Source organism: Brevibacterium sp. K11IcPPYGO002 (genome assembly GCF_050920635.1).
Classification (GTDB): domain Bacteria; phylum Actinomycetota; class Actinomycetes; order Actinomycetales; family Brevibacteriaceae; genus Brevibacterium.
In genome coordinates, this window is sequence record NZ_CP131929.1 from 2,203,003 (window position 1) to 2,217,865 (window position 14,863).

At 66.5% G+C, this 14,863-nt stretch carries 11 protein-coding genes; 1 reads left to right on the forward strand and 10 read right to left on the reverse strand.

Translation table 11 applies throughout. The features are described 5' to 3' along the window. Positions 1 to 10: 10 nt before the first annotated feature. The 10 genes from QYM46_RS10075 to QYM46_RS10120 form a co-directional block, all read right to left on the reverse strand. Positions 11 to 931, reverse strand: a complete 921-nt coding sequence (locus QYM46_RS10075; protein WP_432788834.1) for a shikimate dehydrogenase family protein — start codon at positions 929 to 931, stop codon at positions 11 to 13. A gap of 3 nt (positions 932 to 934) precedes the next feature. Then, positions 935 to 2,071 carry an endolytic transglycosylase MltG gene (gene mltG, locus QYM46_RS10080; protein ID WP_169252371.1) on the reverse strand — a complete coding sequence of 379 codons (1,137 nt, stop codon included), beginning with the start codon at positions 2,069 to 2,071 and terminating at the stop codon, positions 935 to 937. Then, a complete protein-coding gene (ruvX, locus tag QYM46_RS10085) occupies positions 2,068 to 2,544 on the reverse strand; it encodes a Holliday junction resolvase RuvX (protein ID WP_169252372.1) in 477 nt (158 codons plus the stop codon). Before ruvX ends, mltG begins: the two co-directional genes overlap by 4 nt. Beyond that, positions 2,541 to 5,195: an alanine--tRNA ligase gene (gene alaS / locus QYM46_RS10090; protein WP_432788835.1), complete on the reverse strand. Its 2,655-nt coding sequence runs from the start codon at positions 5,193 to 5,195 to the stop codon at positions 2,541 to 2,543. The genes ruvX and alaS overlap by 4 nt, the downstream gene beginning before the upstream one ends. Positions 5,196 to 5,401: 206 nt before the next feature. Beyond that, the gene (rpsD, locus tag QYM46_RS10095) at positions 5,402 to 6,043 is read right to left on the reverse strand and encodes a 30S ribosomal protein S4 (protein WP_373270422.1); all 642 of its coding nucleotides are present in this window, start codon (positions 6,041 to 6,043) and stop codon (positions 5,402 to 5,404) included. 274 nt (positions 6,044 to 6,317) lie between these two features. Then, complete coding sequence (locus tag QYM46_RS10100; RefSeq protein ID WP_432788836.1) at positions 6,318 to 7,907, reverse strand: cation:proton antiporter domain-containing protein; 1,590 nt, start codon at positions 7,905 to 7,907, stop codon at positions 6,318 to 6,320. A 66-nt stretch (positions 7,908 to 7,973) separates the two neighbouring features. Continuing rightward, on the reverse strand, positions 7,974 to 9,377 hold the full coding sequence (locus tag QYM46_RS10105) for a replication-associated recombination protein A (protein WP_432788837.1): 1,404 nt from the start codon (positions 9,375 to 9,377) through the stop codon (positions 7,974 to 7,976). Then, positions 9,377 to 11,158, reverse strand: coding sequence for an aspartate--tRNA ligase (gene aspS / locus QYM46_RS10110; protein WP_169252376.1), 1,782 nt, complete (start codon positions 11,156 to 11,158; stop codon positions 9,377 to 9,379). Before aspS ends, QYM46_RS10105 begins: the two co-directional genes overlap by 1 nt. Before the next feature lie 58 nt (positions 11,159 to 11,216). Then, positions 11,217 to 12,551 (reverse strand): histidine--tRNA ligase, encoded by a 1,335-nt coding sequence (gene hisS / locus QYM46_RS10115; protein ID WP_432788838.1) that lies wholly within the window; start codon positions 12,549 to 12,551, stop codon positions 11,217 to 11,219. Between the two features lie 150 nt (positions 12,552 to 12,701). Further along, complete coding sequence (locus tag QYM46_RS10120; protein ID WP_432788839.1) at positions 12,702 to 13,346, reverse strand: MBL fold metallo-hydrolase; 645 nt, start codon at positions 13,344 to 13,346, stop codon at positions 12,702 to 12,704. 119 nt (positions 13,347 to 13,465) lie between these two features. On the opposite strand from QYM46_RS10120, the gene QYM46_RS10125 reads away from it, so the two are divergent. Then, positions 13,466 to 14,818, forward strand: coding sequence for a DUF349 domain-containing protein (locus QYM46_RS10125; RefSeq protein WP_432788840.1), 1,353 nt, complete (start codon positions 13,466 to 13,468; stop codon positions 14,816 to 14,818). Positions 14,819 to 14,863 lie beyond the last annotated feature (45 nt).

A 14,863-nucleotide genomic window follows, 5' to 3' on the forward strand; every position in this document is an offset into this window, starting at 1 on the left:
GATACCCGGTTCAGTCGTGGACCCGGGCGGGTGGGCCCTCGAGTGCTGCGTACATGGCCGACGCGACCCGCGCGGTCAGGTCGTCTGCTGCCGGCAGGGTCGTCGACGTCGGCAGGGTCTCCGTCGTGGTTGGGTCGTCGGCCCTGGCCGCGGCGAGGAACATCTCGAACTGGGCGACGGCCTGTTCGACGAGCATGGCGGTTCCGGCGACGGGGCGCAGACCGTGCGCGGCGGCCGCGGCGAGGAAGGTCGAATCGGCGGCGTAGGCGACGTCGAGGGCGATGGCACCGGGGGCGAAGGATTCGTCCCAGATCGGGTCGGGGGCCGCCTCGGCGGGCAGGGTGGAGATGACGATCGCCGACGGACCGATCCGTCTCAGATCCCCCACCGAGGCGCTCAATCCGATCCGTTCGGCCAGATCGAGAACCCGCCGGGCACGGTCAGGGTTGCGGACGCGGAAGTCCACGCGTGCGATCCCGAGATCGCGGCAGGCCACGAGCGCCGAGGCGGCCGTGGCTCCGGCGCCGAGGATCGTCGCCCGACCCGCTCCCGCACCACCGGCCCCGGCCGGTCCCGATTCTCTGTGTGGGGCGATCGCCTGCACGATGCCGCGCACGTCGGTGTTGGCCACCTGCACCCGACCGCTGCGCCGGATGAGGGTGTTGCCGGCCGCTGTCAGCGCGGCCGTCTCATCGACGTCCCATCCGCGTTCGGCTGCGAGTGTGACGAGACGGTCCTTCAACGGCATCGTCAGCGAGAACCCGATGTGCTCGGGGTGGGAGTCGAGGAACGCCTCGAGCTCGTCGGCGGCGAGTTCGAATCGGGAGTATTCGCTGGATTCCATGTGCAGCGCTGCGAAGGCGGCACGGTGGAGCAGCGGGGACTTCGAATGTGCGATCGGCGAACCGAGCACTGCGGCGAGGATCCTCACCGGCTATCCGTTGTCCTTCCTGTGCTCGCGCAGCCATTTGCGGTAGATCTCGACGTTCTTCTTATGATCCTCGTAGTTGTCGGCGAATTTCGTCTCCCCCGTGTCCGGATTCGTCGCGACGAAGAACTGCCAATCGCCGTCGGCGGGTTCGAGCGCTGCTTCGACGGCTCCCCGGCTCGGCGAGTTGATGGGTCCGGGAGGCAGGCCCTTCTTCTTGTACGTGTTGTACGGCGAGTCCGACTGGCGCTCCTTCTTCGTCGTCGTCAGGTCGGAGCGGGCACCGTGGATATAGGCCACTGTCGCATCCGATTGGAGCAGTCCCCCGGTCTTCGATTTCTCGGAGATGCGGTTGAGGAAGGTCCTGGCCACCTTCGATCGCACCTCGGGGTCCCCCGGGGATTCCTTCTCCACGAGGCTGGCCAGCGTGAGGATGCGGTTGGCGTCCTTGCTCTCGATTCCCAGTTCGTCGAGTTCGGTCTCGGTCTTGTCGACCATCTCCTGGACGATGTCCTCTGCGGTCTTCTGCTTGTTGAGGTCATACGTCGCCGGATACAGGTAGCCTTCGAGGCTCGGGGCCTCGATATCGAGTCCGTAGTCCTTCGGGGTCTTGTCGTCGATGGCTTTGTCGACCTCATCGGCGTTCATCCCCGACTCGATCATGATCGCCTTGATCTCTTCGACCTGTTTGCCTTCGGCGACCGTGATCTTCGGCGGGGCGATGGGGTTGATGAGCGCTTCGACCGCGGCCTCCGAGCTCATCTTCTCCCGCATCGTCCAGGTTCCTGCCTGGATGGTCGCCTCACGGCGTTCGATCTCGTCGAGGAAGGGTTCGGAATTCATGATGACCCCGGCTTCGACGAGCTGGTTGGCCACGGTGCGGGCGGAGGAGCCGGGAGCGATCTCGATCGAGACCTCGTTCGTTCCCTGACCTTCATAGTCGCCTTTGGGGCCGAACAGGTCGTCGAAGACTCCACCGGCCGCGCGCACACCGAAGAATCCTCCGATGCCGAAGACGAGGATGCAGATGATCACGATCGTAGTCGTCCGCCGCCGACGCAGCATTCTGCGCCGTTTCTTCGCGCGGACCTCTGCGCGGGTGAGTCCGTCGTCTGACGAGAACTCATCGGTGATGGGGCTCATACGTCGTACTCCTCGTCGGGCATCTCACGACCGGCGGGAACACCGGTGTTGTGTTCGTATTCGAGGGCGTTCTGGAGGATGATCACGGCGGCTTGGGCGTCGACGATCTCGCGTCGCTGACGCGATGACTTCCCGGCCGCGGCGAGGGCGTGGTGGGCCTCGACCGTGGTGAAGCGCTCATCGACGAGCCTGACCGGGGTGCCGGTGGCCGCGGCGACCCGACGGGCGAACTCCAACGCCGAGGTGGCCGCGGCCCGGGCGGCTCCGTCGAGGGATTTCGGGTCCCCCACCAGAAGTTCGATGGGTTCGTATTCGTCGACGATGGCGCGCAGCTGCTTCAGGGCCGCCGGTTCGTCGCTGCGTCGGACGACGGTGAGCGGGGTGGCCAGGATCCCGTCGGGGTCGCTGGAGGCGACGCCGATCCGCACGGAACCGATGTCGAGACCCAGTCGGCGACCTCGGCGGAAACTCACTGGATGGCTGCCTTGACCGCCGCGATGGCCGATGGGATCGCCGCGGGGTTGCTGCCGCCGCCCTGGGCGAGGTCGGGCTTGCCGCCGCCTCCGCCGCCGAGTTCACCGCAGGCCAGAGACACGAGCTTGCCGGCCTGCAGTCCGGCGGTGCGGGCCTCTTCGGTGGTGGCGATGACGACGACGGGCTTTCCGCTGCTGACGCCGATGCCGACGATCACGGCCTGACGGTCGGCGACCCGGTTGCGCAGGTCGGTCACCAGTGTGCGGATGTCTCCGGCATTGGCGATATCGCCGAGTTCGGCCTGGACGAAGAGTGTCCGGCCCACGGTCTGTGCCTCATCGAGGAACTTGCCCGAAGAGGAGAGCAGCTGTTGGGCGTTGAGCCGGGCGATCTCCTTCTCAGCGTCCTTGAGCCGGCTCATCAGGTCGGACACCCGCGAGGTGACATCGGTGCCGGGGACCTTGAGCATCTCCGACAGGGAGGACACGATGGTCCGCTCGGCGGCCAGGGACCGGAAGGCGTCCATGCCGACGGCGGCTTCGATGCGTCGGACTCCCGAGCCGACGGAGGCTTCGGAGAGCACGGAGATCGGGCCGACTTCGGCGGAGGCGCCGACGTGGGTGCCGCCGCAGAGCTCGCGCGAGAAGGGTCCGCCGATGTCGACGACGCGCACGACGTTCGGGTACTTCTCGCCGAAGAGCGCCATGGCACCGGACTTCTTCGCGTCGTCGAAGGACATGTACTCGGTGCCGACTTCGTAGTTCGAGCGCACCGCCAGGTTCGCGACCTCTTCGATCTCGGACCGCATCTGCGTGCTCGGGGCTTCGGGGAACGAGTAGTCGAAGCGCATGTATCCGGGCTGATTGAGCGAACCGGCCTGCACGGCATGGCTGCCGAGGATCTCACGCAGCGCGGCGTGGACGAGGTGAGTGGCGGTGTGGGCCTGGGCACCTTGGAAGCGGTGATCGTGGTCGACGGCGGCGAGCACTTCGTCACCGACGCGCAGCTCTCCGTCGATGACCTCGACCCGGTGAGCCGGCAGTCCCTTGACCGGATTCTGCACATCGCTGACCCGGGCGGTGAAGCCGTGGCCGGAGATGAGGCCGACATCGGCGCGCTGACCGCCGGATTCGGCGTAGAACGGGGTCAGGTCGAGGACGACGTCACCGCTCTGGCCGGCGGTGAGCACCTCGGCGGCGACCCCGTCGACGACGATTCCTCGCACGCGCGAATCGGATTCGAGTCGGTCGTAGCCGACGAATTCGCTCGTGCCTTCGTCGAGCAGTGCCGAATAGGCGGACAGATCGGTGTGGCCGCCGCCCTTCTTCGCCTTGGCATCGGCCTTGGCGCGGGTGCGCTGCTCACTCATCAGCTCGCGGAACCCGGCCTCGTCGACGCTCAGTCCGGCTTCGGAGGCCATCTCGAGAGTGAGGTCGATGGGGAACCCGTGTGTGTCGTGGAGGGCGAAGGCGATGTCTCCGCTGATGGTCTTGTCTCCGCCGCCCAGCGACTGTGCGGCATTGGCGAACAGCTGGGTGCCGGATTCGAGGGTGCGCAGGAACGCCTTCTCCTCGGCGTAGGCGACCCGGGAGATGCGGTCGAAGTCGGTTTCGAGTTCCGGGTAGGACAGCTTCATGGCCTGCATGGACACGGGCAGCAGCTCGGGCAGGACTTCTTCCTTGACTCCGAGCAGGCGCATGGCGCGCACGGCACGGCGCAGCAGCCGGCGGAGGATGTAGCCGCGGCCTTCGTTGCCGGGACGGACCCCGTCGCCGATGATGATCAGTGCCGAACGGACATGGTCGGCGACGACGCGCAGCTGCACATCGGCGTGCTCGTCCTCGCCGTAGGTCCGACCGGCCAGACGACTGGCGGCCTCGATGACGGGGAAGACCTCGTCGATCTCGTACATGTTCTCCACACCCTGGAGCAGGAAGGCGACGCGTTCGAGTCCCATGCCGGTATCGATGTTCTTCGCGGGCAGCTCGCCGGCCACGTCGAAGTCGACCTTCGAGCGAACCTCGGAGAGTTCGAACTCCATGAACACGAGGTTCCAGATCTCGATGTAGCGGTCTTCGTCGGCCACGGGTCCGCCGTCGACGCCGTAGGCGGGGCCGCGGTCGAAGTAGATCTCCGAGCAGTAGCCTCCCGGGCCGGGCTGGCCGGTGTGCCAGTAGTTGTCCTCGTTGTCGCGCAGCTGGATGCGCTCACGGGGAACGGAGGTCTCCTCGAGCCACATGTCGATGGTCTCTGCATCGTCCTCGTGCACGGTCGCCCACAGCAGCTCCGGGTCGAAGCCGAGCCCGCCCTCAGCGACGGGGGTCGTCAGCAGTCCCCAGGCGAACTTGATGGCATCGCGCTTGAAGTAGTCGCCGAAGGAGAAGTTGCCGTTCATCTGGAAGAAAGTGCCGTGGCGGGTCGTCTTGCCGACCTCTTCGATGTCTCCGGTGCGCACGCACTTCTGCACGCTGGTTGCCCGGTTGAACGGCGCCGGCTCACGACCGGTGAGATAGGGAATGAACTGGACCATTCCCGCGATGTTGAACAGGATGGACGGATCGGAGCTGATCACCGACGCCGAGGGGACCACGGTGTGCCCGTTCGCTTCGAAGTAGTCCAACCAGCGTTGTTTGATCTCTGCCGTCTTCAATCCAAGGCCTTTCAGATATTGCCTGTGCTCCGCCCGGCTGTTGCGCCTGACGCGACACTTACTCGTGCGTACCCGCACTTAACAGGGACTAGTTTAATGGCTCCGTCGCAATATGCGAGGTGACGCGGCGCGCCGTGAATGCACGACTGCCCGGAACCGTGCGGTCCCGGGCAGTCGCGGCGGCGCGATGCGCTGTGGTCAGCAGATCAGCGCGAGTAGAACTCGACGACGAGCTGCACGTCACAGGTGATCGGCACCTCTTCGCGCTTCGGGGTGCGCAGCAGGGTTGCCTGCAGGCCCTCGAGGTTCACGTTGAGGTAGCCCGGCGTTGCGGGCAGGACGTCCTTGTGACCACCGGCGGCGGCGACCTGGAACGGATCCATCGAAGCCGAACGCTCGTGCACCTGGATGGTCTGGCCTTCCTTCACGCGGAAGGAGGGACGGTCCACGCGCTGTCCGTCGACAGTGATGTGACGGTGGACGACGAACTGACGGGCCTGGGCCATGGTGCGGGCGAAGCCCGAGCGCAGGACGAGGGCGTCGAGACGCGATTCGAGGAGCTCGACCATCGTCTCACCGGTCAGACCGGGCAGACGGTTGGCTTCCTTGTAGGTCTTGAGCATCTGGGCCTCGCGGATGCCGTACTGCGCGCGCAGACGCTGCTTCTCCTTGAGGCGGACCGAGTAGTCGCTGTCGTTGCGACGGCGGGCGCGGCCGTGCTCACCTGGAGGGTACGGACGACGCTCGAAGTACTTCTCGGCCTTGGGTGTCAGAGCAATGCCGAGGGCGCGCGAGAGGCGCGTCATGCGGCGATTACGTGCTGGTGCTGGCACTGTATTACCTTTCATCAATGTGTTCTGTCACGAAGGGCCCCGGCAGGGTTCTCGCCCCGAACGCGACTGTTGTTTCCCCGGATGGGAAAGAGGGATTGAGCGTCGAGATCCGCTCGCACCGACCGCCTTTAGAGTGCAGGCACAACAGCTGTCAATCTTAGCGGGTGCGGGGCGACTGTCGCAAAGCGGATCGGCGCGCTCGCATCTGTGATCTTCCCGACTGCTTCCGACGACCCGAATGATTCCGACCGTCCGCCCCTGCCGGCCGACGTGTCCGCATGCACTGCGGTCATTGCCGGCAGCCGTCTTCGTGGCTGTCGATGGCGGCATCGGCCACGGCGGCTCCGGACCCGCCGTAGATGTTGATCACCGCGTGAACCCCGGCACGAACGAAATGTTCGGCCTGATCGGGGCGTTGGACGACCGCGGCGATGATCCCGGGGAACCCGGCGATGCGCAGCTGCTCGAGGGCGAAGGTGTTCGAATCGTGCAGCGCCATGGCCAGCACGACAGTGTGGGCGCTGCCGCCGACGACGAGGCGGTGCCAGAACTCGTGGTCGGTGGCATCGCCTTCGAGCACCGTGAACCCGTCGGCGCGCAGAGCCTCGACGACGGTGAGGTCGTTGTCGACGCCGATGACGCTCCGGTCGCCGCGCTCGACGAAGCGCTCGTAGGCGCCGCGGCCGATGCGGCCCATGCCGAGGACGACGACTTCCGCGTCCCCGGTGTCCAACGGCCGGTCACTCGCCCGCAGCCGACTCTCGTTCTCATCCGGCAGAATCGCATCGAGCCTCGCCACGATCGGAAGGCTGTAGGCATTGGCCAGGGAGGATCCGATCATCCCCAGGGCCACGGCGAGGGCGATGATGGTCAGCCAGTTGTCCTCGAAGAGCCCGTTGTCGACGCCGACGGCGACGACGATGAGTGCGAATTCGGAGAAGTTGCTCAGAGCCAGGCTGGTGCGCACGCTCGTGCGGTTACGCAGACCGAAGAGCCGTCCCATGAGGTAGAAGCTCGCGAAATTGAACGGCAGCAGGACGACGCACAGGGCCAGCGCCATGAACAGATCCGACCAGGTGGGCACCGCCTGGAGCCCGATGACGACGAAGAATCCGACGAGGAAGAGCTCCTTGACGCTGAACAGCGACTTCGACAACTCCCCGGCACGCGGGTGGGTGGAGAAGAACAGCCCGAGCACCAAGGCTCCGAGGTCGCCGTGGATGCCGACGGATTCGAAGGCGACGTAGCCGGGACCCAAGGCCATGACGACGCCGAAGAGGACGAGCAGCTCACCGCGTCCGACGCGGTCGAGGATCCGACCCAGCACCCAAACCGCGGGAACGAGCAGGACGAGGGCGAAGGCCCACAGGCTCGGCGGCTCTTCGCCTGCGATCGAGATGAAGGCGACCGCCGCGAGGTCTTGGAGGACGAGGATCGCGATGGCGATCTGGCCGTAGTAGGACCCGTCGTCGGAGCGGTCTTCGAGCACTTTGACCACGAGCACCGTGGAGGAGAACGAGAGGGCGAATCCGAGCAGCGCCAAGGTGCCGAATCCCCCGCCGACGCTGACGAGGCCGATGGCGGCGGCGGCTCCGATCGTCCCAGCGCCGAGGAGGACCACAGTGATCATGTGCAGCGCAGCGGTGCCGTGGGCTTCGGGTTGGAGCAGGGAGCGCAGATCGAACTTCAGTCCGATGGTGAACAGGAGCAGAACCACTCCGATGTCCGAGACCTGCTGCAGTCCCGCGAAGGCGGTGAAGCCGAAGACGTGCAGACCGAATCCGGCGGCGAGGAATCCCACGAGCGGAGGGATGCGCAGCTCATGGGCGATCAGTCCGAGCGCCAGCGCGGCGGCGATGGTGATGACGATGTCCGCCATGCCGTCCTCCTCGCTCGGCGCCGCCCGCGACGGCTCAGCCCGCCACCGGGTCTGTCACCTAAGTTATCAGGGCCGCAGGAGTCTCCGGAGGTTCTCCAGCCTGTCGGCCATGGATCGTTCCATCCCGTTGCCCGTCGGAGTGTAGTAGCGCTTTCCGCGCAGGGTCTCCGGCAGATACTCCTGATCGGCGACCCCGTGCGGATAGTCGTGCGAGTATTTGTAGCCCTCGCCGTGGCCGAGTTCTTTCGCCCCCGGGTAGTGGGCGTCGCGCAGATGCATCGGCACCTGCCCGGCGAATCCGTTCTTCACATCGGCGATCGCGGCATCCAGGGCGCGGTAGCTCGCGTTCGACTTCGGGGCCAGCGCGAGGTAGGTGACCGCTTCGGCCAGCGGGATCCGTCCTTCGGGCATGCCGATGTTGGCAACCGCCGTCGAGGCGGCCACGGCGATGGGCAGCGCCTGCGGGTCGGCCATGCCGATGTCCTCGGCCGCGGAGATGACGACGCGACGGGCGATGAAGCGCGGGTCCTCACCGGCGACGATCATCCGCGCGAGATAGTGCAGGGCCGCGTCGACGTCGGAGCCGCGGATGGATTTGATGAACGCGGAAATCACGTCGTAGTGCTGGTCGCCGTTCCTGTCGTAGCGCAGAACGGTTTCGCTGCTCGCCTCCGCGCAGGCGGATTCGGTGATCGCGATCGGTTCGTCGCTCGACTCCTCCGACTGCGCGGCGGCGATTCCGGCGGCGGCTTCGAGGACGGTCAGTGATCGGCGGGCGTCGGCTCCGGCGATGCGGACGATGAAGTTCCGGGCCTCCTCGGTGAGGGTGAACTGTCCGGCCAGCCCGCGATCGGATCCGACGGCACGATCGAGCAGATTGCCGACCGCCTCGTCGTCGAGCGGACGCAGGGTGAGCATGAGCGACCGCGACAGCAGGGGTGAGATGACCGAGAACGACGGATTCTCCGTGGTGGCGGCCACGAGCACGACGAGCCGGTTCTCCACCGCCGGCAGCAGGGCATCCTGCTGGGCCTTCGAGAACCGGTGGATCTCGTCGAGGAAGAGCACGGTGGTCCGTGAGTACATCTCCCGTTCCCGGCGGGCGTTCTCGATCACCTGGCGCACGTCCTTGACGCCCGCGGTGATCGCGGAGAGTTCGACGAAGGTGCGGCCCGGGGCATGCGAGATGACATGGGCCAGCGTGGTCTTTCCGACTCCGGGCGGACCCCACAGGATCACCGAGGAGGCTCCCGCCCGGTCTCCCCCGCTGGCTTCGACGAGTTGGTTGAGGGGGGAACCTGGGAAGGTCAGGTGCTCCTGACCGACGACCTCGTCCAGGGTCCGGGGACGCATCCGCACGGCCAGGGGATCCAGGGCCCGCCCCGAGGAGGTCCCGGAGGAACCGGCGAAGCCCGGACCCGGTGTTTCCTGGTCCGGGCCGTCGGTGAACAGATTGGGTTCTTGGCTCATCAGGCCTCGGCGTCGTCGTCTTCCGGTTCGAAGTCGACTCCGGCCTCGGCGCGCTGGGCGTCGGTGATCGGGGCCGGTGCCTGGGTCAGCGGATCGAATCCTCCGCCGGACTTCGGGAAGGCGATGACTTCACGAATCGAGTCGACGCCGGCCAGCAGGGACACGATGCGGTCCCAGCCGAAGGCGATGCCGCCGTGCGGGGGTGCGCCGAACTTGAAGGCTTCGAGAAGGAAGCCGAACTTCTCCTCGGCCTCTTCGGCGGAGATGCCCATGATCGAAAAGACGCGTTCCTGGACGTCCTTGCGGTGGATGCGGATCGAGCCGCCGCCGATCTCGTTGCCGTTGCAGACGATGTCGTAGGCGTAGGCCAGGGCCGCGCCCGGGTCCTCTTCGAGCGTGTCGAGGAATTCGGGCTTCGGAGCGGTGAAGGCGTGGTGGACGGCGGTCCACTGTCCGCCGCCGACGGCGACGTCTCCGGCAGCCTGAGCCTCGGCGGCCGATTCGAACAGGGGTGCGTCGACGACCCACACGAAGGCCCAGTCGCCGTCCTTGATCAGACCCGTGCGTTCGGCGATCTCGTTGCGGGCGGCACCGAGGAGGGCACGCATGCTGCGATCACCGGCGGCGAAGAAGATCGCATCGCCCGGCTGCGCTCCGGCTGCCTCGGCGAGTCCCGCCTTCTCCTCATCGGAGATGTTCTTGGCCACCGGACCGGACAGGGTGCCGTCTTCGCCGATGAGCACATAGGCCAGGCCCTTCGCCCCGCGCTGCTTGGCCCAGTCCTGCCAGCCGTCGAGCTGACGCCTGGGCAGCGAGCCGCCGCCGGGGTAGACGACGGAGCCGACATAGGGCGACTGGAAGACGCGGAACGGGGTGTCGGCAAAGAATTCGGTGAGGTTGTGCAGTTCGAGGCCGAAGCGCAGGTCCGGCTTGTCCGAACCGTACTTCTCCATCGCCTCGTGGTAGGTGATGTGCGGGATCGGCGTGGTGATGTCGTAGCCGATGAGCTTCCACAGCGCGGTGAGGATCTCTTCGGCCAGCGCGATGATGTCCTCCTGCTCGACGAAGGAGGCTTCGATGTCGAGCTGGGTGAACTCGGGCTGACGGTCGGCGCGGAAGTCCTCGTCGCGGTAGCAGCGGGCGATCTGGTAATAGCGTTCCATGCCGGCGACCTGAAGCAGCTGCTTGAACAGCTGCGGGGACTGCGGCAGGGCGTACCAGGAGCCGGGCTTGAGGCGGGCCGGGACGAGGAAGTCGCGGGCGCCTTCCGGAGTCGACTTCGTCAGGGTCGGAGTCTCGACCTCGACGAAGCTGTGGGCGTCGAGGACGGATCGTGCGGCCTTGTTGACATCGGAGCGCAGACGGATCGTCTTGGCCGGGCCCGAACGGCGCAGGTCGAGGTACCGGTAGCGAAGCCGGGTCTCTTCGCCCACGGCACCGGAGTCCTCGGCATGGTCGGAGACCTGGAACGGCAGGGCCGCTGCTTCGGAGAGCACCTCGACGGTGGTGTCGATGACCTCGATCTCACCTGTGGGCAGGTTCGGGTTCGTATTGCCGTCGGGGCGCACCGAGACGGTTCCGGTGGCTTTGACGACGGTTTCGTTGCGCAGCTGGTGGGCATCGTCCTCACGGACGACGACCTGCACGATTCCCGAAGCGTCACGCAGATCGATGAAGGCGACACCTCCGTGATCGCGACGACGATCGACCCACCCGGTGAGGGTGACGGTTTCTCCTGCGTTCGCGGCTCGCAGGCTTCCGGCTTCGTGGCTTCGCAGCACCTAGGGCTCCTTTGTGATGTTGTGGTCTAGCGCCTGATCAATGATAGTCGCCCTGCGCTCAGCTCCGGTACACGCGGGGCCAGAGGTCGTCGTCCGCCGGAGTCCATGTGTCCGGATCCGCCGTGGTCTGCTCCCCCGAGCGGATGTCCTTGACCTCGTGGCCGGACTCACCGTCGGTGAACCAGACGAACGGAATCTCGCGGCGTTCGGCGTAGCGGATCTGCTTGCCGAATTTCGCCGCGCTCGGCGAGACCTCGCACGGGATGTCCCGGGACCGCAGCTGCGCGGCCACGGCGTCGGCATCAGCCCGTCGGGCCTCCTCGGTGACGGCGATAACGACGGCCGAGGGGGTCCCGCGGGTGGCGCGGATCTGTGATTCCTCGCCGAGGATGAACGCCATGAGGCGGGAGACGCCGATGGACATGCCCACCCCGGGATAGTTCTTCTTGCCCACGGTCACGAGCGAATCGTAGCGACCGCCGGAGGATACGGAGCCGAGCTCTTCGTGGCCGATCAGCTGGGTCTCATAGACCGCTCCGGTGTAGTAGTCGAGGCCGCGGGCGATCTTGAGCTGGGCGACGACGACTCCGGGTGCGCGAACGGCTGCGGCGCGCAGCAGCGTCGTCAGCGATTCGAGTCCGGTCTCCAGCAGGGGGTGGTCGACGCCGAGGGCACGCACCTCGTCGGCGAAGTCCGGGGAGTCGGATTCGATGGCGGCCAGCTCCAGGCACAGCCGCTGCTGCTCCTCATCGGCGCCCGCTTCGGCAGCCAGCAGCTTCGCCACTTCGGCGGGGCCGATCTTGTCGTATTTGTCGAGGCAGCGCAGCACGGCTTGGATGTTCGTCAGTCCGATTCCGCGGGCGAAGCCTTCGAGCAGCCTGCGGTCGTTGACGACGATCCTGATTCCGGGCACACCGAGCGGGGCGAGACGGGAGAACGCATCGGCCACGGCCAAGGGGATCTCGACCTCGAAGTGTCCGGGCAGCTCCCCATCGGCGATGACGTCGATATCGGCCTGGATGAACTCACGGTACCGACCGGCCTGCGGACGTTCGCCCCGCCAGACGGGCTGGACGCGGGCGGCCTTGAACGGAAAGCTCAGGTCGTTCGCATTGTCGGCGATGTAGCGGGCCAGGGGCACCGTGAGGTCGAAGTGGAGTCCGAGCGGGTTGCGTTCGGCACCTTCGGAGTGAAGGCGGGAGACGGCGAAGATCTCCTTGTCGATCTCTCCGTCCTTGGCCAGCTGGCTGATCGGTTCGACGGCGCGATGGTTGAGGGCGGAGAACCCGTGCAGGGCGAAGGTGTGTTCGAGCGTGTCGATGATGGCCTTCTCGATCACGCGTTCGGCCGGGAGTCGTTCCGGGAATCCGGACAGACGGGCTGACTTCGCCATGGTGCTCCTTGCTTTCGGTGTGGATGCGGCGCCGTGAGGCGCCGCTGAATCGGATGGTATGTGGATCGGGTGGTGTCGACTGCGACTTCGCGCCCGCGAAGGACAGGAGGATCCGAGGCGTCGGTCGCTCAATCCTCAGAACATCAGTCGTCAGAAGAACGGGTTCGTCGCGAGTTCCGTGCTCACGCGAGACGCCGGGCCGTGCCCAGGATAGATCGGCACGTCCGGGAGCGCGGCGAATGTCCGCAGCGACTCCTGCATGGCCTGCGGGTCTCCCCCGGGCAGGTCGACGCGGCCGATGGCCCCGGCGAAGACGACGTCACCGGTGAAGACGACTTCGTCCGAGCCGTCGGTCACGCGCAGCAGCATGGACCCTTCTGTGTGGCCCGGTGCGGCGACCGCCGTGACGGTCAGTCCGGCGATCTCGACGCTGTGCCCGTCGGTGATGTCGGTCGCGACCGGTGCGTTCCAGTCCTGAACGAGCGGGGCCAGCATCGCGGCGAACTGCGGGTTGAGCGTCGTCGCCGGGGAGTCCAGACGGTACCGGTCGGCGGCGCCGAGGTGGACGGGCACGTCCCAGCGCGCAAGCACGTTGGTCAGACCCAGAATATGGTCGGGGTGGCCGTGGGTGAGGAAGATCGCCCGCGGCTCCAGTCCCTCCTCGCTCAGCAGCTTCTCGAGGCCGGGGGCACAGTCGTATCCGGAGTCGATGAGAATGCAGTCGCTGGAGCCCTCTGCACGCACGGCATAGCAGTTGACGTCGAGGAATTCGGCGTTGGTCGAGAACACATCCATGTGCAAAGTCTATCTACACGCTCGCCGATGGTTATGCTGGGATAACGTCTATCCCACAATCGAGTGATCGGCGGGTGGAATGACCTGCCGGTTCGACCGATGGAAACAAGGTGAGAACCATGTCGACCCCGACACCGAAGCCGACCCCCCGTCCGTCGTCGCTGCCGCGTCCGCAGGCGGCACAGGTGGTCAATGCCAGCCATATCGACCACGACGCCGAGGTGGCTCGCGCGGTGACTCATGGTCGTGCCGATGCGGACGGCAATGTGTTCGTCACCACTCCCGAGGGCGAACGGGCCGTCGGTCAGTACCCGGACGCCACTCCCGACGAGGCGCTCGAGTACTTCGCGAAGAAGTACGTCGAACTCGCCGAGAGCGCGGTCCTGCTGCGCAATCGTCTCTCCGCCGGCGCTCCCGGCCGTGAGGTCGTCTCGGCGGCGAAGACGCTGCAGGAGTCGCTGCCGGAAGCCAACGTCGTCGGTGATCTCAAGGGGCTCAGCGCCACTCTCGACACTCTCATCTCCGATGCCGAGGCCACGGAGTCCCGGCAGGCTGCCCGGGCCCAGGCCGCCAAGCTGGCAGCCGCCGAGGACCGTGAGGCTCTTGTCGTGGAGGCCGAGACCCTGGCCAAGCAGGATCCGTCGAAGATCCAGTGGAAGCAGTCGGGTGCGCGTCTGCGTGAGCTCTTCGCCCAGTGGAAGGACATGCAGCGCAGCGGACCCCGTCTGCCGCGTGCCGTCGATCAGGAGCTCTGGGGCAGGTTCTCGCAGGCTCGGAACACCTTCGAACACAAGCGCAAAGAGTTCTTCGCCGAGCTCGACAAGGTCAATGCCGAAGGCAGAAGGATCAAGGAGAAGATCGTCGCCGAGGCGGAGTCGCTGTCGGCCTCGACCGATTTCCGCACCGTGTCGCAGAAGTACAAGGACCTGATGAGCCAGTGGAAGCGCGCCCCGCGTGCCTCCCGGAAGGACGATGATGCGCTGTGGGCACGGTTCCGTGCAGCACAGGACGTGTTCTTCTCCGCCCGTGATGCGGAGAATGCCGCTCTGGACGAGGAGTTCAAGGGAAACCTCGTCGTCAAGGAAGAGCTGCTGAAGAAGGCTCAGGCGCTGCTGCCGATCACCGACCCGGTGGCGGCCAAGCGCGAGCTGCGCACCATCCAGGACCAGTGGGAGGAAGCCGGCAAGGTCCCTCGCGCCGATGTCTCGCGGATGGAGAACGGTCTGCGCGAAGTCGAACGCGCGCTCGCCGATGCCGAGGAAGCCGCGTGGCAGCGCAGCAACCCGGAGACGAAGGCCCGCACCTCGGGTGCGCTGAGTCAGCTCGACGAGTCGATCGTCGATCTCGAGAAGAAGCTCGAGGCTGCGAAGGCCGGGGGCGATGAGAAGTCCGTCGCCGAGGCGCAGGAAGCTCTCGACGCTCGCCGCGCCTGGCGGGATCAGCTCGCCCAGACAGCCGCAGAACTCGACTGAGGCCGCAGTGCTCGGTTGAGGCCGCGGCGCGCGTCCACAGCTTCT